General features: G+C 70.9%; 22 protein-coding genes. 15 read left to right on the forward strand and 7 right to left on the reverse strand.

Annotated features, from left to right (window positions below; translation table 11 throughout):
• Nucleotides 1-47: 47 nt before the first annotated feature.
• Nucleotides 48-815 (reverse strand): phosphoglyceromutase, encoded by a 768-nt coding sequence (locus BMY89_RS11225; protein WP_092379339.1) that lies wholly within the window; start codon nt 813-815, stop codon nt 48-50.
• A gap of 149 nt (nt 816-964) precedes the next feature.
• Here BMY89_RS11225 and BMY89_RS11230 point away from each other — a divergent pair, with 149 nt between their 5' ends.
• Both BMY89_RS11230 and BMY89_RS11235 read left to right on the forward strand, forming a co-directional pair.
• Nucleotides 965-2,272, forward strand: coding sequence for an MDR family MFS transporter (locus BMY89_RS11230; protein ID WP_092378971.1), 1,308 nt, complete (start codon nt 965-967; stop codon nt 2,270-2,272).
• Between the two features lie 75 nt (nt 2,273-2,347).
• Nucleotides 2,348-3,715 carry an MFS transporter gene (locus BMY89_RS11235; protein ID WP_092378973.1) on the forward strand — a complete coding sequence of 456 codons (1,368 nt, stop codon included), beginning with the start codon at nt 2,348-2,350 and terminating at the stop codon, nt 3,713-3,715.
• A 382-nt stretch (nt 3,716-4,097) separates the two neighbouring features.
• Here the strand turns inward: BMY89_RS11235 and BMY89_RS11240 are convergent, their stop codons facing one another.
• The 3 genes from BMY89_RS11240 to mshA all read right to left on the reverse strand — a co-directional run bounded on the left by BMY89_RS11240 (nt 4,098) and on the right by mshA (nt 7,044).
• Entirely contained in the window at nt 4,098-4,967 is an 870-nt protein-coding gene (locus BMY89_RS11240; RefSeq protein WP_092378976.1) for a hypothetical protein, read from the reverse strand.
• A gap of 76 nt (nt 4,968-5,043) precedes the next feature.
• A complete protein-coding gene (locus BMY89_RS11245) occupies nt 5,044-5,574 on the reverse strand; it encodes a type III secretion system chaperone family protein (protein ID WP_092378980.1) in 531 nt (176 codons plus the stop codon).
• A gap of 117 nt (nt 5,575-5,691) precedes the next feature.
• Complete coding sequence (mshA, locus tag BMY89_RS11250; RefSeq protein WP_092378983.1) at nt 5,692-7,044, reverse strand: D-inositol-3-phosphate glycosyltransferase; 1,353 nt, start codon at nt 7,042-7,044, stop codon at nt 5,692-5,694.
• A gap of 182 nt (nt 7,045-7,226) precedes the next feature.
• Between mshA and BMY89_RS11255 the strand changes: the two genes are divergently transcribed.
• A complete protein-coding gene (locus BMY89_RS11255; RefSeq protein ID WP_092378986.1) occupies nt 7,227-7,991 on the forward strand; it encodes an SDR family oxidoreductase in 765 nt (254 codons plus the stop codon).
• 13 nt (nt 7,992-8,004) lie between these two features.
• The gene (locus tag BMY89_RS11260; protein ID WP_092378989.1) at nt 8,005-8,799 is read left to right on the forward strand and encodes a class I SAM-dependent methyltransferase; all 795 of its coding nucleotides are present in this window, start codon (nt 8,005-8,007) and stop codon (nt 8,797-8,799) included.
• A gap of 79 nt (nt 8,800-8,878) precedes the next feature.
• Here BMY89_RS11260 and BMY89_RS11265 read toward each other — a convergent pair whose 3' ends face one another.
• A complete protein-coding gene (locus BMY89_RS11265; RefSeq protein ID WP_092379342.1) occupies nt 8,879-9,961 on the reverse strand; it encodes a UDP-N-acetylmuramate dehydrogenase in 1,083 nt (360 codons plus the stop codon).
• A gap of 70 nt (nt 9,962-10,031) precedes the next feature.
• On the opposite strand from BMY89_RS11265, the gene BMY89_RS11270 reads away from it, so the two are divergent.
• The 11 genes from BMY89_RS11270 to BMY89_RS11325 all read left to right on the forward strand — a co-directional run bounded on the left by BMY89_RS11270 (nt 10,032) and on the right by BMY89_RS11325 (nt 20,859).
• Complete coding sequence (locus tag BMY89_RS11270) at nt 10,032-10,796, forward strand: maleylpyruvate isomerase family mycothiol-dependent enzyme (protein WP_092378992.1); 765 nt, start codon at nt 10,032-10,034, stop codon at nt 10,794-10,796.
• A 239-nt stretch (nt 10,797-11,035) separates the two neighbouring features.
• Nucleotides 11,036-12,343 carry an ABC transporter substrate-binding protein gene (locus BMY89_RS11275; RefSeq protein ID WP_092378995.1) on the forward strand — a complete coding sequence of 436 codons (1,308 nt, stop codon included), beginning with the start codon at nt 11,036-11,038 and terminating at the stop codon, nt 12,341-12,343.
• Nucleotides 12,344-12,460: 117 nt separating this feature from the next.
• Nucleotides 12,461-13,468 carry a carbohydrate ABC transporter permease gene (locus tag BMY89_RS11280; protein ID WP_092378998.1) on the forward strand — a complete coding sequence of 336 codons (1,008 nt, stop codon included), beginning with the start codon at nt 12,461-12,463 and terminating at the stop codon, nt 13,466-13,468.
• A gap of 76 nt (nt 13,469-13,544) precedes the next feature.
• Nucleotides 13,545-14,378 carry a carbohydrate ABC transporter permease gene (locus tag BMY89_RS11285; RefSeq protein WP_092379001.1) on the forward strand — a complete coding sequence of 278 codons (834 nt, stop codon included), beginning with the start codon at nt 13,545-13,547 and terminating at the stop codon, nt 14,376-14,378.
• Nucleotides 14,375-15,748 (forward strand): GH1 family beta-glucosidase, encoded by a 1,374-nt coding sequence (locus tag BMY89_RS11290; protein ID WP_092379004.1) that lies wholly within the window; start codon nt 14,375-14,377, stop codon nt 15,746-15,748. The genes BMY89_RS11285 and BMY89_RS11290 overlap by 4 nt, the downstream gene beginning before the upstream one ends.
• Before the next feature lie 19 nt (nt 15,749-15,767).
• Entirely contained in the window at nt 15,768-16,775 is a 1,008-nt protein-coding gene (locus BMY89_RS11295; RefSeq protein ID WP_092379007.1) for a LacI family DNA-binding transcriptional regulator, read from the forward strand.
• A 113-nt stretch (nt 16,776-16,888) separates the two neighbouring features.
• Nucleotides 16,889-17,299, forward strand: coding sequence for a RidA family protein (locus BMY89_RS11300; RefSeq protein WP_092379010.1), 411 nt, complete (start codon nt 16,889-16,891; stop codon nt 17,297-17,299).
• Nucleotides 17,300-17,543: 244 nt separating this feature from the next.
• On the forward strand, nt 17,544-18,320 hold the full coding sequence (locus BMY89_RS29845; RefSeq protein WP_139217928.1) for a carbohydrate-binding protein: 777 nt from the start codon (nt 17,544-17,546) through the stop codon (nt 18,318-18,320).
• Nucleotides 18,321-18,329: 9 nt separating this feature from the next.
• Complete coding sequence (locus tag BMY89_RS11315) at nt 18,330-19,529, forward strand: sensor histidine kinase (protein WP_092379019.1); 1,200 nt, start codon at nt 18,330-18,332, stop codon at nt 19,527-19,529.
• Nucleotides 19,526-20,185 (forward strand): LuxR C-terminal-related transcriptional regulator, encoded by a 660-nt coding sequence (locus BMY89_RS11320; RefSeq protein ID WP_092379022.1) that lies wholly within the window; start codon nt 19,526-19,528, stop codon nt 20,183-20,185. Before BMY89_RS11315 ends, BMY89_RS11320 begins: the two co-directional genes overlap by 4 nt.
• A 137-nt stretch (nt 20,186-20,322) precedes the next feature.
• Nucleotides 20,323-20,859 (forward strand): response regulator, encoded by a 537-nt coding sequence (locus BMY89_RS11325; RefSeq protein WP_092379024.1) that lies wholly within the window; start codon nt 20,323-20,325, stop codon nt 20,857-20,859.
• Nucleotides 20,860-20,864: 5 nt separating this feature from the next.
• On the opposite strand, the gene BMY89_RS11330 is transcribed toward BMY89_RS11325, so the two are convergent.
• Nucleotides 20,865-21,431: a sigma-70 family RNA polymerase sigma factor gene (locus BMY89_RS11330; RefSeq protein WP_092379027.1), complete on the reverse strand. Its 567-nt coding sequence runs from the start codon at nt 21,429-21,431 to the stop codon at nt 20,865-20,867.
• A gap of 178 nt (nt 21,432-21,609) precedes the next feature.
• Entirely contained in the window at nt 21,610-22,068 is a 459-nt protein-coding gene (locus BMY89_RS11335; protein ID WP_232521187.1) for a DUF4913 domain-containing protein, read from the reverse strand.
• Nucleotides 22,069-22,090: the final 22 nt, after the last annotated feature.

Below are 22,090 nucleotides of genomic sequence, written 5' to 3' on the forward strand. Positions count from 1 at the left end.
GCCTCGCGTATAGCAGGGGGCCCTTCTTAACAACGAACGCCGGTGGGTCAGCGGCCCTGATTCGCCACCGCGGCGGCGGCCTTCTTGGCGGCCTCCGGGTCAAGGTAGGTGCCGCCCAGGGTCTGCGGGCGCAGCAGCGGGTCCAGGTCGTAGCGCAGCGGAATCCCGGTGGGGATGTTCAGCTTCGCGATCGCCTCGTCACTGATCTGGTCCAGGTGCTTGACCAGCGCCCGCAGCGAGTTGCCGTGCGCGGCCACCAGCACCGTGCGGCCGGCCAGGATGTCCGGCACGATCGAGTCGTACCAGTACGGCAGCATCCGCTCCACGACGTCCTTGAGGCACTCGGTACGCGGCATCAGCTCGGTCGGCAGCAGCGCGTACCGCGGATCGCCGACCTGCGACCACTCGTCGTCGTCGGCGATCGGCGGCGGAGGGGTGTCGTACGAGCGGCGCCAGAGCATGAACTGCTCCTCGCCGTACTCGTCGAGGGTCTGCTTCTTGTTCTTGCCCTGCAGGGCGCCGTAGTGACGCTCGTTCAGCCGCCACGACCGGCGCACCGCGATCCAGTGCCGGTCGGCGGCGTTCAGCGCCAGCTCGGCCGTGCGGATCGCGCGGCGCATCACGCTGGTGTGCACCACGTCCGGCAGCAGGTCATGCTCGCGCATCAGCTCACCGCCGCGGCGCGCCTCGCTCTCCCCCTTCTCGGTCAGGTCGACGTCGACCCAGCCGGTGAAGAGGTTCTTCGCGTTCCAGTCGCTTTCGCCGTGCCGCAGCAGGACCAGCGTCCCGACGGTGGGCCCCTCGCTAGCTGTCATGCCGATCATCCTGCCGCAAGGCCCGCCGGGACGCGCGGGAAGGGTCGTGACGACCACCACGTGGAAATCGGGGTGACCCCGATTCCGGCGCACCACTAGGTTGTAAGGATCACCTAGATGACCAGGCATTACGAAACGGGGGCGCCGGCGTGGGCGCGATGCGGGGTTGGTTCCGGGACACCACAGGTGGGCTACCTAGGACCTTCTGGTACCTCTGGACCGGCACGCTGATCAACCGGCTCGGCTCGTTCGTCCTCGTGTTCCTCGCGATCTACCTGACTCAGGAACGCGGCTTCTCCGCCTACCAGGCCGGCCTGGTGCTCGGCATGTGGGGAGTGGGCGGCGCCGTCGGCACCACGGCCGGCGGCACCCTGACCGACCGCTGGGGGCGGCGTCCCACTCTGCTCACCGCCCACCTGGGCGCGGCCGCCATGATGCTCGCCATGGGCTTCGCCCGCGACCTGTGGACGGTCGCGGCGGGCGCCCTGCTGCTCGGCCTCTTCGCCGAGGCGGCCCGACCGGCGTTCGGCGCCATGATGATCGACGTGGTGCCCGAACGGGACCGGCTCCGTGCCTTCTCGCTCAACTACTGGGCGATCAACCTCGGGTTCGCCTGCGCCGCGGTGCTGGCCGGATTTGCCGCACAGGCCGGCTACCTGCTGCTCTTCGTGGTGAACGCGTCCACCACGGTGGTCACCGCACTGATCATCTTCATCAAGGTGAAGGAAACCCGTACGGTCACCGTCAGCATGCCCCGGGGCGGCGCCCCGGCCGGTGCCCTGCGCACCATCCTGACCGACCGGGTGTACCTGGGATTCGTCGCGCTGAACCTGCTCGGCGCACTGGTCTTCCTCCAGCACATCTCGATGCTGCCGATCGCGATGGCCGACTCGGGCCTGAGCCCCGCCACCTACGGCTCGGTGATCGCGCTCAACGGTGTCCTGATCGTGGCCGGCCAACTCTTCATACCCAGGCTGATCAAGGGCCGCAGCCGGTCGCACGTACTCGCCCTGGCCGCGATCGTCATGGGAGTCGGCTTCGGGCTGACCGCGTTCGCCGACGTCGCCTGGTTCTACGGGTTCACCGTGCTGATCTGGACGCTCGGCGAGATGCTGAACTCGCCGTCCAACGCCACCCTCATCGCCGAACTCTCCCCCGCCGAACTGCGCGGTCGCTACCAGGGCGTCTTCTCGCTCTCCTGGCAGCTGGCCGGGGCAGCGGCCCCCATCCTCGGCGGCCTGGTGCGCGAGCAGGCCGGCAACGCGGCGCTCTGGTTCGGCTGCGCCGCGATCGGCGTGGTGATGGCAGTCGGCCACCTGCTGTCCGGGCCGGCCCGGGAGCGACGCGCCGTAGCGCTGCGTACCGCGGGCGCCGCGCCGGTGGTGACGGTCCAGTCGACCGCACCGCAGCCCGCCGCGCCTCAGGCGGCCGAGCCGGTGGCCACCACCGGAGGGTGACACCGCCCCGGCACGCCTGGCCTCCCACCGCTCAGGCAAGATCTGTTAGGTAACCGAACAGATTGGGAGGTCGGAGTGCGGGCCGCAGCGCAGCACGACCGCCCGGCAGCCGGGGGGCCACGGCGCTGGCTGACCGACACCGCGGGCGGGCTGCCCGCCACGTTCTGGTACCTCTGGGCCGGCCTGCTGATCAATCGGGCCGGCGCGTTCGCGATGCTCTTCCTGTCGCTCTACCTGACCGCCAGTCGGGGTGCCAGCGAATCGCTCGCCGGCCTGGTCGTCGGCGCCTACGGCGCCGGCGGGGCGGCCGGCGTGCTGCTCGGCGGCGTCCTGGCCGACCGCTGGGGACGGCGTTCGACGCTGCTCGCGGCACACCTGGTCACCGCCGTCCTGATGGTCGCGCTGGCGCTCAGCCAGCACCTCGGTGTGATCGCGGCGCTCGCCCTGCTGGTCGGCGTCACGCACTCGATGCCGAGCCCGGCCTTCGTCGCGGCGATCGTCGACGTGGTACCCGAGCACCGCCGGTCGCGCGCGTTCAACCTGCAGTTCTGGGCCTTCAACCTCGGCATGGCAGTGGCCTCGCTGCTGGCCGGCCTGCTGGCCGAGGCGAGCTATGTCGCACTGTTCCTGGTCGACGCCGTCGCCACACTGGCCACCGCCGCACTCATCGCCTGGAAGGTCCCCGAGACTCTCGGCACGCGTGGCACGACACCGGCTCCACCGGCGACGACGCCCACCGGCACGCTGCCGACACCACCCAGCGGCACGCTGGTTACCTCGCACATCGACGCACGCCCGGTGCACCGGCGGCCGGGGCTGCACACCGCGTTGACCGACCGGCACTTCATGACCTTCGTGGGGCTGACCTTCATCCTGGCCGTACTGACCATGCAGGCATCGACGATCATGCCGCTGGCGATGCGGGCGGACGGGCTGGGGCCGTCCGCCTACGGCACGGTGGTGGCGCTGGGCGGGGTGTTGATCGTCCTGGGGCAACTCTTCGTACCCCGGCTCATCGACCGTCACCGCAAGGCCCACGTGCTGGCCCTCTCCACCGCGCTGCTCGCCGTCGGCTTCGGTGCGCTCGCCGCCGCCGACGTCCTCCCGTTCTACCTGGTCGCCTGCGTCGTCTGGACGGTTGGCTCGATGCTGGCCGCACCGCCCAACGCGCAGATCAACGCGGACCTGGCGCCGCCTGTCCTGCGGGCCCGCTACCAGTCGGTGTTCTACCTGGCCTTCCCGGCGGCGTCGTTCGTGGCACCCACGCTCGGCGGGTTCAGCCTGCAGCGGTGGGGCGACGGGCACTGGCTGCTCGTCGGTGCGCTGGGCCTGCTGGCCGCCGGCGGACACCTGCTCGCCGGGCCGTCCCGGGAACGGCGGGTGGCCGCCCTGCGCCGCCAGTTGGCGGAGCCGGTCGAGCCGTCGTTGGCCACTCGCGCCTGAGTCGGGTGACACGCCGATGTGCCCGACACGAAGCGTGCCGGGCACATCGGGCCGTACGACCGGCGGCGGCGGGCGGCACTCACCCCCGTAAGCAACGCCCGCTCGCGCCGCCGGTCCAAACAGGTGGGCCACCGTCCCCCAACGGTGTCGGTCCACCCGTCCCCCGACGCCTCACCCGGTGCACGGATCTGATCGATCCGCCGCTCCCCCGAACGGTTCCGAGCGTGGCGCGGTTCAATAAAGTTAGTTCGGCCCGCCGTTCCGATTCAACCTGATCGGCTGTCTCGCCCGTCACAGCGACGGGTTTCGGTCCCGGACGGCCAATCACGGGCCCTCGCTCACCGCCAACAGCGGGTACCCGGACGACATTCCCGCAAACCTCTCACCCGTCCTCCCGATCGGGTGATTCGGTCCGGAAGAAGTTGCTCTGCCGGCCGTCGCGCAGCTGCTCCTGGTAGATCAGGTTCAGCCGGCGGAGATCGAAGGTATGGAACCACTCGTCCCAGGTGATCTCGCGTACCCGGCTGCTCTCCCGATAACCCGGAATGTTGAAGGTGAGCACGCCGGCTCGGCCGTCCCGCTCGGTACCGTTGATCGTCGCCGGCTTGGCGCCCCGCTCCCGGGCCCAGCGCCGGATGACGTCGTGGTTGGTGGTGACCAGGCTGCGGCCGGGACGCTCCGGTCGGTCCTGGACCGAGGAGATCACCTGCGACGACCGGACCGACCGGGAGGTCGACCGGCCGGTCGACGGGCCACCACTGCGGGCCGGCGCCGCCTTGGCCGCACCCCGCGGCGCAGCGGCCCTGCGAGCCGGCGCCGCGCCCGCCGTGGACTTACGGGCCGCCGTACCCGCCGTGGACTTACGGGCCGCCGTGCTTGCCGTGGCCTTCCGCGGGGCGGACTTGCGCGCTCCCGTCGTGGACTTGCGCGCCGCCCTGGTCGTGGACTTGCGCGCCGCGCCCGCCCGCGTACCCGAAGTCTTCGTGGCGCTGGCGCGGCCGGCCGGTCCGCTGCTCCGGCGTCCGGCACCGCCCGACCGGAGCGCCTTCGCCAGCGTCTTCACCAGCTCCGGCTTGCGCAGCGCGGAGATGCCGGAGACCCCGTACCGGCGCAACTGCCCCCTGATGTCGTCCACACGCATCTGCGAGATCTCCGACTCGGAGATCCGCGCCGTGTTCGGGCCTGCGTTGCGGCTCTGCCGCTTGGTACCGGTCGCGGTCCCGCCGCGACCCGAGCTGTTTCGCTGAGCCATCAGTGCTCACGCTCCTCGACACTCGTGTCTCGGCGCGGCGGGTCCCAACGCCGCACCGCGCGGTGCGGCTTACCCGTCAGGGACGGTCCGAACCTCCATCGGACGGCGAATCGACCCCGGGCTGCGACGGCTCGAACAGGTGCGCGAAGGCGGCAAGGTTGGCCGTGGACTCGCCCCGCTTGACCCGCCACTCCCACTCGCGTCGGATCGAGCTGCCGAAGCCGATCTCCAACATCGTGTCGAACGACTCGTCGGCGTAGGTCAGCACCGCGCCGAGCAGCCGATCCAGCTCGTCGGCGTCGACTCCGGCGGGGTTGACCCGGCCGGTGAGGTAGACGTCGCCGACCGCGTCGATGGAGAACGAGACCGCGTACATCTTGGCGTTGCGCTGCAACAGCCAGGCCCACAGCTCCTCGCGGCGCTCGTCCGGCTGGCGCATCACGAAAGCCTCGATCCGCAGGGCGTGCTCGCCCACGATCAGGTTGCAGATCGTCTTGAGCTTGTGGGTGCCGGGCAGGGTCACCGCGTACGCCCCCGGGCCGGTGGACTCGCAGGCGAGCTCCCGCTCCGCGCAGACAGACTCGATCAAGGTCCCGAGGTCGCTCATCCGATCAACTCTACGGCCAGCCCCGCCACACCGCCCGATCGTCGGCAGCCGGCGTTGCCCGGCGTTAACAGGGGGCCCTTCCTATACACCAGGCGTTAACAGGGGGCCCTTCCTTACTCACCAGCAGCGGGAGGTGGCGAGTTCGGCGGCGAAGCGCGCCCGGTGCGCGGCGATCGCCTCGCCGTAGACGGTGAGCAGGCCGGTGGCGGTGCGGTGCCAGGAGAAGTTGCGGGCATGCCGGGCGGCGCCGACGGACAGCTCGGCCCGACGCGCCCGATCGGGCAGCAGACGGCCGAGCGTACGCGCCCAGTCGACCGGGTCGTGGCCGCGCACCAGCACGCCGCTGACCTGGTCGCGTACCGCGGTGACCAGGCCGCCGACGGCTGCGGCCACCACGGGCGTGCCGCAGGCCTGGGCCTCCAGCGCGACCAGACCGAAGGATTCGTTGTACGACGGCACCGCGATCAGGTCGGCCGCCTGGTACAGCAGGGGCAGGTCGGCACCGGTGAGCGGCGGCAGGAAGTGCAGCCGGTCGGTGACTCCGAGCGAGGCGGCCAGCTCGATCAGGGCGGTCGGCCGGTCCAGCCCGCTGCCGCTGGGGCCACCACAGATCACCACCGCGACGTCACGGGCCAGCGCGGGATCCCGCTCGCGCAGCGCGGCGATCGCCCGAATCAGCACGTCCGGCGCCTTCAGCGGTTGGATCCGTCCGACGAAGGCCACCAGGTGACCTCGGCTCGGCAGGCCCAACCGCGCACGGGCGTCGGCGGCGGCGCGGTCCCGGTCGCCGGGTACCGGACGGAACCGGTCCAGGTCCACGCCGGGCTCCACCACCGCCACCCGGGTCGGGTCGGCGTCGTACCGGCCGATCAGGTCCCGCGCCTCGACCCGGGTGTTCGCGACCAGCCGGTCCGCCTCCGCGACCACCTGCTCCTCGCCGATCACCCGCGCCTTGGGTTCCGGCCGGTCTCCGGCGGCGAGCTGCGCGTTCTTGACCTTGGCCAGGGTGTGCGCGCTGTGCACCAGCGGCACCCCCCAGCGATCCTTGGCCAGCCAGCCGACCTGGCCGGAGAGCCAGTAGTGGGAGTGGACGAGGTCGTAGTGGCCGGGTGGGCGGGCCGCCTCGGCGCGCAGCACGCCGGCGGTGAACGCGCAGAGCTGCCCCGGCAACTCCTCCTTGGTCAGCCCTTCCAGCGGACCGGCCATCACGTGCCGGACGTGGACTCCGGGGGTCACCTCCACCAGGGGTGGCAGGTCGCCCGAGGTGGCCCGGGTGAAGATCTCGACCTCGACGTTCGCCTCGGCCAACCGCCGGGCGACCTCAAGGATGTAGACGTTCATCCCGCCAGCGTCTCCGGTGCCCGGCTGGTGCAGCGGCGAGGTGTGCACCGAGAGTGTCGCGATCCGCCGGGGTCGCGGCCACGGCAGGGAGCCTCGCTGACGACCGACACCGGTGTGCTGTTCCGCCACGTCCGCTCCCTTTGCCACGGTTGATGCCGTCTCGCACGACCGGCGCTCCTGCGTAAACCTCCACGCCGGATGTCATCTTCCCGATCGGCCGCGGGAAATACGTCGGCCAGACCCCTGGGCGTGACCGACCTCATGTCGACGGCGCCGCTCGGGGACCGAGGGCGGGGGGTGAGAATGGCCCGATGAGTCGTGTCGCCGTCGTCACCGGAGCGTCCAGCGGAATCGGCGCAGCCACCGCCCGGCGGCTCGCCGCCGAGGGTTTCCACGTCCTGGCCGCCGCGCGGCGTACCGACCGGTTGACCGATCTGGTCACCGAGATCACCGCTGCCGGCGGCGCCGCCACCGCGGTGGCCTGCGATGTCACCTCCGACGAGTCGGTGGCCGGCCTCGCGCGGGCCGCGCAGCAGGCACCCGGGTCAGTTGCACTGCTGGTCAACAACGCCGGCGGGGCACGCGGGCTTGATCCGGTGGAGTCCGGGTCGGTCGCCGACTGGCAGTGGATGTACGACGTCAACGTGCTCGGCACCCTGCGGGTCACCCAGGCGCTGCTGCCGGCGCTGGAGTCCTCGGGCGCCGGCACCATCGTCGTCGTCTCGTCGACCGCCGGCTTCACGGTGTACGAGGGCGGCGGCGGCTACACCGCGGCCAAGCACGCACAGACCGCGATCGCCGGCACGTTGCGGCTGGAGCTGTGCGGACGTCCGGTCCGGGTGATCGAGATCGACCCGGGCATGGTGCGGACCGACGAGTTCGCCCTGGTCCGCTTCCAGGGAGATGCCGACCGGGCGGGTGCCGTCTACGCCGGGGTCGCGGAGCCACTGGTTGCCGAGGACGTCGCCGACTGCATCGCCTGGTGTGCCACCCGCCCGCAGCACGTCAACGTGGATCGGCTCGTCGTCCGTCCGCTGGCCCAGGCCGCCCAGCACAAGGTGCACCGGACAAGCTGAGCCGGATTCCACGATGACCACGCGGACGCCCCGGCCGATCGGGGTGGCGACCCGGGGAACCACCGGCCCCAACCGGCTGCGCCGGGTGGACAACTGGATGGTGGAGAGCTGCGCCGAGGCGCTGCGGTCCGCACCGGACCCGCTGGTGGTCGACCTCGGCTACGGCGCGACCCCGGTGACGGCGGTGGAGCTGCGCGCCCGGCTCGCCGCCCGGGTCCGCGCCGACGTGCGGGTGGTCGGGCTGGAGATCGATCCGGTACGCGTCGCCGACGCCCTTCCCGCCGCCGACCCACCCGGGCTCACCTTCGTCCAGGGCGGCTTCGAGCTGGCCGGTCTGCGCCCGAGGCTGGTCCGCGCGTTCAACGTGCTGCGCCAGTACGACGAGAGCGAGGTGGCCGGCGCGTGGGCCACGCTCGTTGCGGGCCTCGCCCCGGGCGGGCTGCTGGTGGAGGGCACCTGCGACGAGTTGGGCCGCCTCGGCGGCTGGGTGCTGCTCGACGCCGACGGCCCGCGCTCGTTGACCCTGGCCACCCGGCTGGCCTCCCTCGACAATCCGGCCGAACTCGCCGAACGGCTACCCAAGGCGCTGATCCACCGCAACGTGCCGGGCGAGCCGGTCCACGACCTGATCCAGGCTCTGGAGGGGGCCTGGCGGACCGCCGCCGGCTATGCCCCCTTCGGCCCTCGTCAACGCTGGCTGCAGACCGTGGCCGCCGTCCACGCCCAGGGCTGGCCCATCCTCGACCGACCCCGCCGCTGGCGCCTGGGCGAACTCACCGTCGCCTGGCCCGCCATCGCCCCCACCTGACCGTTGTTGACCAAGAAGTTCGCGCCTGGATCCCGCACCCGGTGAGACGCAAACTTCTTGATCAACTCGATCAGCGGGGTCAGAGGGTGCAGTTGATTAGGACGGGTTCGGGGTGGAGGGGGACGGCGAAGCGGGCCTGGACGGTGTCGCGGATCTCGCGGGCGAGGGTGATCAGGGCCTGGGTGGTGGCGGTGCCGGTGGGATTGGTGAGAGCAAGGGTGTGCTTGCTGGAGATGGCCACTCCCTCCGGGCCGGGGTAGCCCTTGCCGAAGCCGGCCTTGTCGATCAGCCAGGCCGCGCTGACCTTCACCATGTCGCCGGTACCCGGCCACGCCGGTGGTTCACCCAGGTCGGCGGCGCGCTGCCGCAACATCTCGTACGCGGCCCCGTCGAGCACCGGATTGGTGAAGAACGAGCCGACCGAGCGAGTGTCCGGGTCGGCCGGGTCGAGCACCATGCCCTTCCCGGCGCGCAACCGCAGCACCGTGTTCCGAGCCTGGGCCAGCGGCACCCGGTCACCGACTCCGACGTCGAGTGACCGGGCCAGCTCCGCGTAGCGCACCGCGCCGGAGCGCGGCGAGCGGGTCAGCCGGAAGTCCACCGAGAGCACCACCCAGCGCTCGCTGTACTTGAAGATGCTGGAGCGGTAGGCGAACCCACAGTCCGCGGCGGCGACCCGCCCGACGGTTCCCGCGGCGCGGTCGTAGACCTGCACACCGGTGATGGTCTCGGCGACCTCCTGCCCGTACGCCCCGACGTTCTGGATCGGGGTGGCACCGGTCGAGCCGGGAATGCCGGACAGGCACTCCACCCCCGACCAGCCGTTGCGCACCGTCGCGGCGACCAGGTCGTCCCACGGCTCGCCGGCCTCGACCCGTACCGTCACGGTCTGCTCGTCCTCGGCGATCACCCGCAGGCCGCGCGAGCGGACGAGGACCACGGTGCCCGGGAAGCCGACATCGCCGATGACCACATTGCTGCCGCCGGCGAGCAGGAGGATCTCGGGGCCCGCCTCGCGTACCCGGGCGACGATCTCCTCGGCGCTGGCGGCGGTGACGATCCGGCCGGCCGGTCCGCCCAGGCGCAACGTGGTGTATTGCGACAGATAGTCCGTGCTGGCGGGTTGCGCGGCGGCACTCGGCTGGGCGTAGACGTCGGACACGCCCTTCACCCTAGGCTGAGGGGTAGCCGTGACACTCACTGGTGGCGCGGTCACCCCCGGGAGGATGGCGATGAGCAGATTGCACGGCACCAAGGACTTCTGGATCGGGGCGCTCCGGGCGGAGGGCCTGGCGTTCGCCGCCGCAGTTGCCGAGGCACCGCCTGAGACACCCGTGTTGTCCTGCCCCGGCTGGACGGTGACCGACCTGACCCGGCACCTCGCCGGCATCTACCAGTGGGTACGCGACGTGGCCGGCGCGGGTGCGGCCACCACGCCCCAACAGAGCCGGTCGCGGCCGGTCGAGCCGGTGCCGGGGGTCGCCGCCGTGCAGCAGTGGCAGCAGGCGTACGACGAGCTGATGGCGCTCTTCGACACCCTCGACCCGGAGGCACCGGCGTGGAACTGGGCGCCACAGCCGAAGAAGGCGGCCTTCTGGCCGCGTCGGATGGCCCACGAGACGGCGGTGCACCGCTGGGACGCCCAGCTCGCCATCGCGGCCGGCGAGCCGATCGAGGCGAAGCTCGCGGTCGACGGGGTGAGCGAGGTGCTGGACACCTGGCTGCCGGCCGGCCGGCGGATCGCGACCGGCCCGTTGCACGGGGTGGTCCGGCTGTCCGCCACCGACGCCGACCAGGAGTGGTACCTGCGGCTGCGCGGCGAGGGGGTGGCCCTGCTCGACACCGGCACGATCCTCGACCACGACGACCACCACGCCCGGGTGCACGTCAGCGGGACGGCGAGCGACCTGCTGCTGGCGCTCTGGGGGCGGGTCAGCTTCGACACCCTGACCGTCGCCGGTGACCGCGCCCTGCTGGACGGCGTCCGCACCGGCTGAGCCGCACACCGGTCCAGCACCTGCTGAGCCGCGCACCGGTCCGGCACCGGTCCGGCACCGGCTGAGCCCTCAACCCGTGGCCACGAGCGGCCCCTCAGGCGAGGCCCGCTCGTGGCCATTCTGTGACCCTCCCGTGAGAGCGCTCTCTTGACACCGGTCCCGGGCGGGCCGCAGGCTACGTGAGAGCGCTCTCAGACTCATCCCACCACCACCATCCGACCTGAGAGGGGTCATCACAGATGGGCATTTTTCCGCGCCACCGCCTCGCGGCGGTCGCCCTGGTCGCCACCGGCGCCCTGCTTGCCACCAGCGGCTGCGGCGGCGGCAGCGAGGACGCCGGGGACGGCACGATAACCCTCACCGTCGACGTCTTCGGGCAACTCGGCTATGAGCAGCTCTACCAGCAGTACATGGACGCCAACCCGGGCGTGAAGATCGTCGAGCGGGGCACCGGCGGCAACCTCGACGAGTACTCGCCGAAGCTGACCCAGTGGCTCGCCGCGGGTAAGGGCGCCGGGGACGTCGTGGCCATCGAGGAAGGCCTGATGGTCGAGTACAAGGCCAACCCGGACAACTTCGTCAACCTGCTCGACCACGGCGCCGGTGAGCTCAAGGGCAACTTCCTCGAATGGAAGTGGAACCAGGGGCTCACCGCCGACGGCAAGCAGCTGATCGGGCTCGGCACCGATGTCGGCGGCATGGCCATGTGCTACCGCACCGACCTGTTCGCCCAGGCCGGCCTGCCCACCGACCGTGAGGAGGTCTCCAACCTCTGGCCGACCTGGGAGGACTACATCACCACCGGCGAGAAGTTCAAGGCCGCCAACACCGGCGCCTCGTTCCTGGACGCAGCCACCAACACCTTCAACACGATCGTGCTCCAGACGGCCGGCAACGCGCAGGGTTACCACTACTACGACACCAGCGACAACCTGGTGGTGGACAGCAACCCGGCGGTGAAGCAGGCCTGGGACACCACCATGAACATCATCAACGCCGGCCTGTCGGGCAAGTACGGCTCCTGGTCGGAGGAGTGGGTCTCCGCCTTCAAGCAGGCCAAGTTCGCCACCATCGCCTGCCCCGCCTGGATGACCGGCGTGATCGAGGGCAACGCCGGGCCGGAGGCGAGCGGCAAGTGGGACATCGCCCGGGTGCCGGGCAACGGCGGCAACTGGGGCGGATCGCACCTGGCCGTGCCCCGACAGAGCAAGAACCAGGAAGAGGCCATCAAGCTGATCAAGTTCCTGACCAGCGCCGAGGGCCACATCGGCGCCTTCAAGGCCAAGGGCCCACTGCCGTCCTCGCCGCAGGCGCTGGACGACCCCGCCATCACCGAGGCCACCAACGCGTACTTCTCCGAGGCGCCGGTCGGCAAGATCTTCGGTGAGGGCGCGAAGACCCTGAAGCCGGTCTACATGGGCCCGAAGAACCAGGCCGTACGCACCGAGGTGGAGAACGCGGTCCGCACCGTCGAGCTGGGTCAGCGCAACCCCGAACAGGGGTGGCAGGACGCCATCACCAACGCCAAGAAGGCCGCCGCCAAGTAGCCGGCCCGATGGTCCCCGACCCCGCCGCCGATCCAGCCCGACCGCGTCCGAGCGACGCAGCCGGTGACCAGCCCTGGATCGGCGCGGGGCGGGGGCGTGGAAAGGAGTCAACGGGTCATGGCGTTGCAGCTCGACACGCGAGGGCCGGCCACGCCGGCACCGCGTGACACCCGCCCGTTCCGGGCCGGCCGGCTGAGCCGGATCGACACGAAGTACTCGCCCTACCTCTACATCGCACCGTTCTTCGTGATCTTCGCGATCTTCGGGGCGTGGCCGCTGGCGTACACCTTCTGGGTCTCGCTGCACGACTGGGACCTGCTCGGCAGCAATCCCACCTTCGTCGGCGTCGACAACTACACCCAGCTGCTGGCCGACAGCGACTTCTGGCACTCGGTGGTCAACACCCTCGGCATCTTCGTCATCAGCACCGTGCCGCAGCTGCTGCTGGCGCTCTGGCTGGCCAACATGCTCAACCGGCAGCTACGGCTGCGCACCGGCTGGCGGATGGCGGTGCTGGTGCCGAACGTCACCTCCACCGCCGCCGTGGCGATCGTCTTCGGAGTTCTCTTCGGCCGCGAGTTCGGCATGATCAACTGGATGCTCGATCTGGTCGGGATCGACGGCATCGAGTGGAAGTCCGACCGGTTCGCCTCCTGGGTGGCCATCTCGGCCATGGTCGACTGGCGATGGACCGGGTACAACGCCCTGATCTTCCTGGCCGCCATGCAGGCCATCCCCCGCGACCTCTACGAGGCCGCCGCCATCGACGGCGCCAACCGGGCCCGACAGTTCTGGACCATCACCGTGCCACTGCTCAAGCCCACGATCATCTTCTGCGTCATCATCTCCACCATCGGCGGGCTCCAACTGTTCACCGAGCCCCGGCTGTTCCACTCCGGCACCAACGCGATCCGGGGCGGGCCGATGCGCGAGTCGCAGACGATGACCATGTACATGTTCGAGAACGCCTTCGCGCCGTACTACAACTTCGGCTACGGCTCCGCGGTGGCCTGGCTGCTCTTCGCCCTGATCGCCATTGTGGCGGCGATCAACGTACTGATCATCCGCCGGCTCGGTGCCGGTGCCCGGCCGGACACCGGCAGGCGCAAGGGAGGTTCCCGATGAGCGAGCGCAGCGAGCGAATCATTCGGCTCAGTGCGGTGGTGCCTCGTCGCGGTGCCGAGCTAAGCGAGGTGACGCGATGAGCCGGCTGTGGCGGGCGAGCCCGCTGACGTACTTCGCACTGATCGCCGCGACGGTCCTGTCGGTCTTCCCGATCTACTGGATGTTCGTGGTGGCCAGCCGCTCCAGTGACGCGATGGGACAGCTGCCGCCACCGATGACCCCCGGCGGCAACCTGGGCGCCAACATCTCCCGGCTCTTCGCCAACACCGACGCGTACTTCCTGACCGGCCTGATCAACTCGGCGATCGTGGCCATCACGGTCACCGTCTCGGTGGTGTTCTTCTCCACCCTGGCCGGATTCGCCTTCGCCAAGCTGCGCTTCCGGGGCCGCAACGGACTGCTGATGATCATCATTGCCACCATGATGGTGCCGACCCAACTCGGCATCATCCCGTTGTACATCCTGATGACGAAGCTGAACCTGAACGACCGGCTGCCCGCGGTGATCCTCCCGGCACTTGTCACCGGCTTCGGGGTGTTCATGATGCGCCAGTACGCCGGCCAGGCGGTCAGCACCGAGCTGATCGAGGCGGCCCGGGTGGACGGCTGCGGCACCGCTCGGATCTACTGGAACGTGGTGCTGCCGGCGCTGCGGCCGGCCGCCGCCGTACTCGGCCTGCTCACCTTCATGACCACCTGGAACGACTTCCTCTGGCCGTACGCGGTACTCAACGACCCGGAGAATCCCACCGTGCAACTGTCGTTGCGGGCCCTGTCCGACGGCTACTACCAGGACATGTCCCAGGTCTTCACCGGTACGGCCATCGCCACACTGCCCCTGTTGCTGGTATTCGTCCTGTTCGGCCGCCAGATCATCGGCGGGATCATGGAAGGTGCGGTCAAGGCGTGACTGAGCTCCGATTTCCCGACAATTTTCTCTGGGGTGCGGCCACGGCGGCGTACCAGATCGAGGGGGCGGCCCGCGACGACGGGCGCGGCAAATCGATCTGGGACACCTTCAGCCACACACCCGGCAGGGTGTACGCGGGGCACACCGGCGACGTCGCCTGCGACCACTACCACCGGTACGCCGACGACATCGCGATGATGGCCGAGCTGGGGTTGCAGGCGTACCGCTTCTCGACGTCCTGGCCCCGGATCCAGCCGGACGGCACCGGGCCGGTCAACCCGCGCGGCCTGGACTTCTACGACCGGCTGACCGACGCGGTGCTGGGCCGGGGCATCGACCCGATCATCACCCTGTACCACTGGGACCTGCCGCAGAACCTGGAGGATCGGGGCGGCTGGACCAACCGGGACACCGCTGAGCACTTCGCCATCTACGCCGCCGCCGTGTACGCCCGACTCGGTGACCGGATCGGCACCTGGACGACGCTCAACGAGCCGTGGTGCTCGGCGTACCTCGGCTACGGCAACGGGGTGCACGCACCCGGGGTGCAGGATCCGGGCGCGGCCTTCAGCGCCGTACACCATCTGCTGCTCGCGCACGGCCTGGCGACCCAGGCGTTGCGCGCGGGCGGCGCCGGCCGGGTCGGCATCACCCTCAACCCCGCCGACGTACGCCCCGCCGACCCGAACAGCACGGCCGATGCCGCCGCGGCACGCCTGGTCGACGGCCTGCACAACCGGATCTTCCTCGATCCGCTGCTGATCGGCGGATACCCGGACGACGTCCGGGAGCACGTTGCCCGGATCGTCGAGCCCACCTTCGTGCAGGACGACGACGAGAAGATCATCGCCGCCCCGATCGACCTGCTGGGGATCAACTACTACGCGCCGACCTACGTCGCCGGGCGGCCGGACGGCGCCGGTGGCGGCGGCGCCTACCCCGGCACCGAGGGTGCGGTGCAGTTCCTGGCGCCGGTCGGTCCGCTGACCGACATGGGCTGGATGATCGAGCCGGCCGGGCTGACCCGACTGCTGGAGCGCATCGCCACCGACTATCCGGCGGTACCGCTGCTGATCACCGAGAACGGCGCCGCCTTCCCGGACAAGGCCGCCACGGACGTGACCAGCCCGGTGCAGGACACCGACCGGATCGCCTACCTCGACGGCCACCTGCGCGCGGCCCACGCGGCCATCGCCCGGGGCGTCGACCTGCGCGGCTATCTCGTATGGTCATTGCTTGACAACTTCGAGTGGGCCGAGGGGTACCGCAAGCGGTTCGGCATCGTGCACGTCGACTACCTCACCCAGCGGCGCACACCGAAGTCCAGCGCCCGGTGGTACCAGGAGGTGATCTCCCGGAACGGGCTGTGAAGAGGTGGTGGTTACGCCGATGACGGGGGCACAGCGGCCCACACTGGAGGCGGTGGCAAGACGGGCCGGAGTGTCCCGGGCCACCGTCTCCCGGGTGGTCAACGGGTCGACCACGGTCGCCGAGCCGATCCAGGAGGCGGTCCGCCAGGCGGTCGCCGAACTCGGGTACGTGCCGAACCTGGCCGCACGTACCCTCGTCACCCAGCGGACCGACTCGATCGCGCTGGTCATGCCCGAGGAAGCCACCCGGGTCTTCTCCGACGACCAGGTCTTCCCCGGGATCATCCGGGGGGCCGCGCAGGAGCTGGAGGCCGCCGACAAGCAGCTGGTGCTGATGCTGGCCGGCTCACCGGCCGGGCACGAGCGGGTCGAGCGGTACACCACCGGCCGACACGTCGACGGGGTGCTGTTCGCCTCGCTGCACGGCGCCGACCCGCTGCCCGCCAGGCTGGCCGCGCTGGGCATTCCGGTGGTGTGCAGTGGCCGCCCGCTCGACGGTGCGGACGTGCCGTACGTCGACGTCGACCAGGTCGGCGGGGTCACCCGGGCCGTTCGGCACCTGATCGACAGTGGCCGGCGCCGGATCGCCACCATCGCCGGCCCACAGGACATGGTCGCCGGGATCGAACGGCTCACCGGTTACCGGGACACGGTGACCGCCGCCGGACTGCCCGAGATGATCGCGGTCGGCGACTTCACCCGCGAGTCCGGTGCGGCGGCGATGCGCCAACTGCTCGCCGCCCATCCCGACCTGGACGCCGTCTTCGCCGCGTCGGACCTGATGGCGCATGCCGCGATGCGCACGCTGCGCGAGGCCGGGCGGCGGGTGCCGGAGGACGTGGCGGTGATCGGCTTCGACGACATCGAGACCGCCGCGTACACCGACCCGCCGCTGACCACCGTCCGGCAGCCGATCGTCGAACTCGGCCGGCAGGGCACCCGGCTGCTGCTCCGCCTCGCCGCCGGCGAGGCGGTCGAACCAGCCCTCATCCTCCCCACCGAATTGATCATCCGCGACTCCGCCTGAGGTGTAAGGAAGGGCCCCCTGTTAACGCCTCGCGTAGTAAAGGGGCCCCCTGTTAACAGCAGCATCGGCTTATTTCGTGGCGATCGGCGGCCGGGCTGGCTAGCCTGCGGCGCATGCCCGAACCCGTCCGGTTGCTGCCCGTACCCGCGCTCACCAGCGTCGCCCCGTACGCCTATCTGGCCAGCGTGGCACCCTCCGCCAGCCTCATCTTCACCGCTGGCGCCTGCCCGCTGGACGCCGAGGGGCGGACCGTCGCCCCCGGCGACCACGCGGCCCAGGCCCGGCAGGTGGTGGCCAACCTGGAGACCGCGTTGCGCGCCGCCGGCGCCACCCTCTCCGACGTGGTCAAGAGCACGGTGTACGTGGCTTCGTCGGAACGGGCCGATCTGCTCACCGTGTGGCAGGTGGTACGCGACGCCTTCGGCGACCACGACGCGCCCAGCACCCTGCTCGGGGTCGCCGTGCTCGGCTACCCCGACCAACTCGTCGAGGTCGAGGCGGTGGCCGCGGTATCGGCCCGCTGATCCAGGGCTGTGATGTTCGGCATTTCATCCGTATTACGCCCCCGCCCCGCCCGACGCGGCCGGATCCTCCGAACAGGAGGCTGCCCCTGCCGTCGGGCCACGCTGACAGCGGTGGATCCCCTACATCGACCACCTCGTCACCGGTAGGGCCGTCGGCCCGGCGTTGTCCAGGCCCATATCCGGTATGTACCGTGGGGCGCGTCATGCGCAGGGTTCGTGGCTCGATCCGTGGGGGAGTCGAACGGTGCCCACCGAAGCAGTGTCCAACGTGGCCGATCCACACCCACGCTTCCCGGGTGCTGCACCGCAGCCGAATCGCTCGACCCGCGGCTGGCAGCTCACCGGAATCAGCACACTGGCCGGCGCGATAGCCCTGACCGCGATCGCGGTCCCGTCGTTGCTGGCCACGGAGGAGCAGCGGCCGGACGGGGTCGCCGTCCCCGCCGCCACGATCACCCCGACGGCGCCGGCGCCATCGGCCTCACCCAGCGCCCCTGCCACCTCGGCGGGCCCGACCAGGCAGAGCACCGGGCCGGCGTCGGATCCGAGTACGCCGGTCAGCGGTCCGGCCGCGAGCACGCCGGCCAGGCCGGCTCCGGCACCACCGCCAGCATTGCCCTCCGGCACTCCGGGCCGCACCACCGAGCCTCCGTCGTTCCGCCCGGTCAGCGTGGAGGCCGAAGACCCGGGCAACGTGCTCAGCGAAGGGGCCGGCATCGCCACCTGCCCCACCTGCGAGGGCGGCGCCCGGGTCCGCTACATCGGCAGGCTGACGGCAAACCTCACGACGGCCGCCGCCGGCCGCCGCACGGTGACCGTCACGTACCAGGTCAAGGGGGACCGCAGCCTGATGATCTCGATCAACGGTGCGGCGCCGACCACCCACCGGCTCAGCGGGACCGACTGGGACACCCCCCGCACCTTCCGGTACACCGCGACCATCCCGGCCGGGCAGGTCAGCATGACCTTCTACAACGACACCGGCCCAGCCCCGGACATCGACAAGATCACCATAAGCTGATCCTGCCTGATGAGCCGATTCGTCGCGTACGTAGCTCTCTGCCGGGCCATGCTGCTCGGCAGGTTAGCGCTAACACTGGCGGCGGTCGGCGTCGGTATCCGGCTCGCCGACGACCCCTGGCAAACCGTCGGCACCCTCTCGCTGATCACCATCGCCACCACCGTGCAGGTCACCGTGTTGAGCCGCTGGCCCAGCATCATCCGATGGCGGTTGGGCTTTCTGGTCGTCGACGCAGCCATCATGATCGCGGTACTGGTGCTCAGCCAGGGCAGCGTCGCCTTCTTCTGCTACGCCGCCGGCTTTGCCGCGCTCACCGGCGCGCTGCTGAGCACCCGCGCACTACCGCTCTGGATCGCCGACGCCGGTCTCGGGCTGGCCGTGGCGACGCATCTGCTCCGCACCGATCCGCCGGCGGACTCCGTCACCGCACCGTTCGTGCTGGCATTCCCGATGATGAACGTCGTCTTCGGGTACGGCGCTGCGGCCCTGACCGCGGCCCTGACCCGCTACCTCGACGCCACCGTCGCCGCGGTGGCCGGCGCGTACCACTCGGCGGCGGCCTCGGAGCGGGCGCGGTTGGCGCGCGAGCTGCACGACTCGGTCGCGAAGACGCTGCGTGGTGTCTCGTTCGCCGCCATCGCCCTGCCCACCCTGCTACGCCGCCAGCCAGACCTGGCCGAGGAGCTCGCCAGCACCGTCTCCGCCGGTGCCGACACCGCGATCCGGGAGGCCCGCGAGCTGCTCACCGGGCTGCGCCGGGACCCGCTGGACCGGCCGCTCCCCGAGCATCTGCGGGAGCTGTGCCGGGACTGGACGCAGCGGGCCGGTACCCCGATGCAGCTCGACGTCGCCGACGTAGAGGAGCCGACCCCGGCGGCCCGGTACGAGTTGACCCAGATCACCGCCGAAGCGTTGGAGAACGTCGCCCGGCACGCCGAGGCCACACTGGTCCGGGTGAGCCTGCGCGAATGGGAGGGGCACGTGGAGCTGACCATCTCCGACGACGGTGCGGGTTTCGCACCGCCCGTCGAACTGACCGCGCTCTCCACCACGGGCAGCTTCGGCATCATCGGGATGACCGAGCGCGCTCAGGCGGTCGGCGGCACGTTGCGGCTCGACTCGCAGATCGGAACGGGCACCAGGGTGGTGGCACGGGTACCGCTTCCGGCCACCGCCACCATGGCCCCATCCGGCGGACGACGACCGTGATCGAAGTCATGATCGTCGATGACAATCCCATCGTCCGGATGGCCCTGCGCGGCTATCTCGCCAGCGCCGAGGACGTGACCGTGGTCGGTGAGGCACCCGACGGACGGAGCGCGGTGACCATGGCAGCGCGGCTCCGCCCGGACGTGACCCTGCTGGACCACCGGATGCCGATCGCCGACGGGCTCAGCGTGGTCAGCCAGCTCACAGAACACTCGCGCATCCTCGTCCTGACCAGCGACGACGCCGACGAGCTGATCGCCGGGATGCTCCGCGGTGGAGCCCGCGGCTATCTGGTGCACGGTGAGTTCGACCCGGCCGAGTTGCTGCGCGCGGTCCGGGCCGTGGCCAGCGGACAGGGCTGGCTCTCGCCGCGCAGCGCCTCGGTCACCATCTCGGTACTCCGCGAACAGGCCGCCCGCGACGAGCAGGACGCGGAACGGATGCAGCACGCCCAGGCCCGGCGTGCCGGCTTCGGGCTGACCCCGCGCGAGCAGGAAGTGATGGCGCTGCTCTGCGCCGGGAACTCGAACGCGGCGATCGCCCGCCGCCTGCTGTTGACCGAGAAGACAGTGAAGAACCATCTCGCGAACATCTTCACCAAGTTGCACGCCACCAACCGCACCGAAGCGGTGGTGCGCTGGACGGGCCGCCAGTAGGCCCACAAATATCGCCCATCCGGTGTCCGCCGGCTGAACGTCGTGGGGTACGCCGCCGTCGTATGGACGACGGGCCCTTCCGCCCGGCAACATCGCCCGGATGGGGTAGCCATGAGGGAGCGATCGGCGACCGGCCGATGAGGGACGCCAGGAACCAGCCAGGTAGCCACACCGGCCGCGACACCGAGCTGGTCACCGCGCTGATCGCCCATCCCGGCGCGGCGGAACGGGCCACGCTCGGCGCGGCCCTCGACTCCGACGAGCGGATCCGGGTCGTCGCCGGTGCCGGTGCCGGCGACAGCGACGCCGCGATGACCCTGACGCGCCAGCTGCGCCCCAGCGTGGTCCTGCTGGACGACCGGGTCACCGCGCCCGGGGACCGGGAGTTGGTCCGGACGCTGGCCCGATGGTCCCAAGTGATCATCTTGACCGCCGCCACCGAATGCCCGGCGATCACCGCGCTGCTCCGCGACCCGGTGCGCGGCTGTCTGGTGTACGGCCAGTTCGAGGCCGCCGACCTGCGCGGTGCCGTCCGCGCGGTCGCTGCCGGACTGGGCTGGCTCTCACCGGTGGCGGTCGCCGCCGCGAGCTGGCAGCTGCGCGGCGGTCGGCGGACGACTGCCGCGACCCTCACCAACTGCGGTGACCCTCGCGGACCGGCCGGTCACGGGTGAGGCGGTCAGGACACCAGCTCGTCGACCCGGTCGAGGACTCCCCGCGCGGCCCGCAGCGCGTAGAACGAGCGCGACCGCACCGTCCCCTCCGGGATGCCGATCCGGTTGGCTGTCTCGGCGACCGAGGCGCCACCGTAGTAGAGCTCGACCAGCACGGCCCGGTGCTCCGAGGTGAGCTGCCCGAGCGCGTCAGCCAGGGCGAACCGGTCGACAATCTCCTCGAAGGCGTTCTCCGGCGACGGCATCCAGGCCACGTCCACGCCGTAGATCTCCGTGGGTCGGGCAGCACGGGCCCTGGCCGCGTCGATCACCAGGTGCCGGGCGACGATGAAGAGCCAACGGCGTACGGTGTCCGGCTCAGCCGGCAGCTCCGCCAGCCGGCGCCACGCGCGCAGCATGGTCTCCTGGAGCAGATCCTCGGCGAGTTCACGCTGCCCCCGGGTCTGCCGCAGCAGAAAGGCGTAGAGCGGTTGCGCGTTCGCCGCGAAGATGGCCCGCATCCTGCGCACGGCGTCGACATCGCCGTCCGCGTCGGCGGCGGTGTCGTACGGCGGGCGTACGTCGATGGTCACGGCGGTCGCCCCCTCCGGGCCCGGATGATCTACGCGGTGCAGTGAACGCTAGCGACCGCCCGGCCCGGTACGCCTGAGGCGAAGGGCCCAGTACCACCCGGCGTGGTCCCGGTGCGCTCGGTTGACCGAGGACCCGAGTTCCCTCACCGCCGACCGCCCGACCGCCCGACCGTCGATCTCAGTCGACCGGGAAGTGGTCCTCGACCTCCGGTCGCTCCTTCGGTCGGTGCGACCCGGTCTTGCAGCCCGCGAAAGGACCGTTGGGGCTACGCAGCGTCTCCATCGTCGGCCAGAGGTAGCTCTGATGCCACGTCGCCGGGTCGGACGCCTGCGCCTTCGGGCCGGTCCGCTCCTGCCAGGCGAGCCAGAGCCCGTGCAGGTAGGCGATCGCTTCCTGGTGTTCCCACCAGCGGGGGCACCAGGGCGAACCGGAGCTGACCTCCCCGCCGTACACCGGCAGGAGAAGGTCCTCCACCCAGCTCGAAAGCCGGCGAAGCTCCTCGGTGTACTCCGCTCCGTCGAGGTAGAGGATGAAGAAGGGCAGGTCCTGCCCGTCGGGCTCCGGCTCGTCCTGCGGGGCCGGTGGAGCCGGTATCCGGTCCAGGTCCGGCTCACCGGCCACCATCGGGTACGTCATCGCAGCTGCTCCACTTCGTGCC

It is taken from the genome of Micromonospora phaseoli (assembly GCF_900109115.1).
Classification (GTDB): domain Bacteria; phylum Actinomycetota; class Actinomycetes; order Mycobacteriales; family Micromonosporaceae; genus Micromonospora; species Micromonospora phaseoli.

Excerpts from the sequence above, each read along its gene's own strand:
- BMY89_RS11315 (WP_092379019.1), top strand. The coding sequence starts at position 18,330 with ATGAGCCGATTCGTCGCGTACGTAGCTCTCTGCCGGGCCATGCTGCTC.
- BMY89_RS11300 (WP_092379010.1), top strand. The coding sequence starts at position 16,889 with ATGCCCGAACCCGTCCGGTTGCTGCCCGTACCCGCGCTCACCAGCGTC.
- BMY89_RS11260 (WP_092378989.1), top strand. The coding sequence starts at position 8,005 with ATGACCACGCGGACGCCCCGGCCGATCGGGGTGGCGACCCGGGGAACC.
- BMY89_RS11285 (WP_092379001.1), top strand. The coding sequence starts at position 13,545 with ATGAGCCGGCTGTGGCGGGCGAGCCCGCTGACGTACTTCGCACTGATC.
- BMY89_RS11335 (WP_232521187.1), bottom strand. The coding sequence starts at position 22,068 with ATGACGTACCCGATGGTGGCCGGTGAGCCGGACCTGGACCGGATACCG.
- BMY89_RS11295 (WP_092379007.1), top strand. The coding sequence starts at position 15,768 with ATGACGGGGGCACAGCGGCCCACACTGGAGGCGGTGGCAAGACGGGCC.
- BMY89_RS11275 (WP_092378995.1), top strand. The coding sequence starts at position 11,036 with ATGGGCATTTTTCCGCGCCACCGCCTCGCGGCGGTCGCCCTGGTCGCC.
- BMY89_RS11280 (WP_092378998.1), top strand. The coding sequence starts at position 12,461 with ATGGCGTTGCAGCTCGACACGCGAGGGCCGGCCACGCCGGCACCGCGT.
- BMY89_RS11225 (WP_092379339.1), bottom strand. The coding sequence starts at position 815 with ATGACAGCTAGCGAGGGGCCCACCGTCGGGACGCTGGTCCTGCTGCGG.
- BMY89_RS11270 (WP_092378992.1), top strand. The coding sequence starts at position 10,032 with ATGAGCAGATTGCACGGCACCAAGGACTTCTGGATCGGGGCGCTCCGG.
- BMY89_RS11245 (WP_092378980.1), bottom strand. The coding sequence starts at position 5,574 with ATGAGCGACCTCGGGACCTTGATCGAGTCTGTCTGCGCGGAGCGGGAG.
- BMY89_RS11325 (WP_092379024.1), top strand. The coding sequence starts at position 20,323 with ATGAGGGACGCCAGGAACCAGCCAGGTAGCCACACCGGCCGCGACACC.
- BMY89_RS11240 (WP_092378976.1), bottom strand. The coding sequence starts at position 4,967 with ATGGCTCAGCGAAACAGCTCGGGTCGCGGCGGGACCGCGACCGGTACC.
- BMY89_RS11255 (WP_092378986.1), top strand. The coding sequence starts at position 7,227 with ATGAGTCGTGTCGCCGTCGTCACCGGAGCGTCCAGCGGAATCGGCGCA.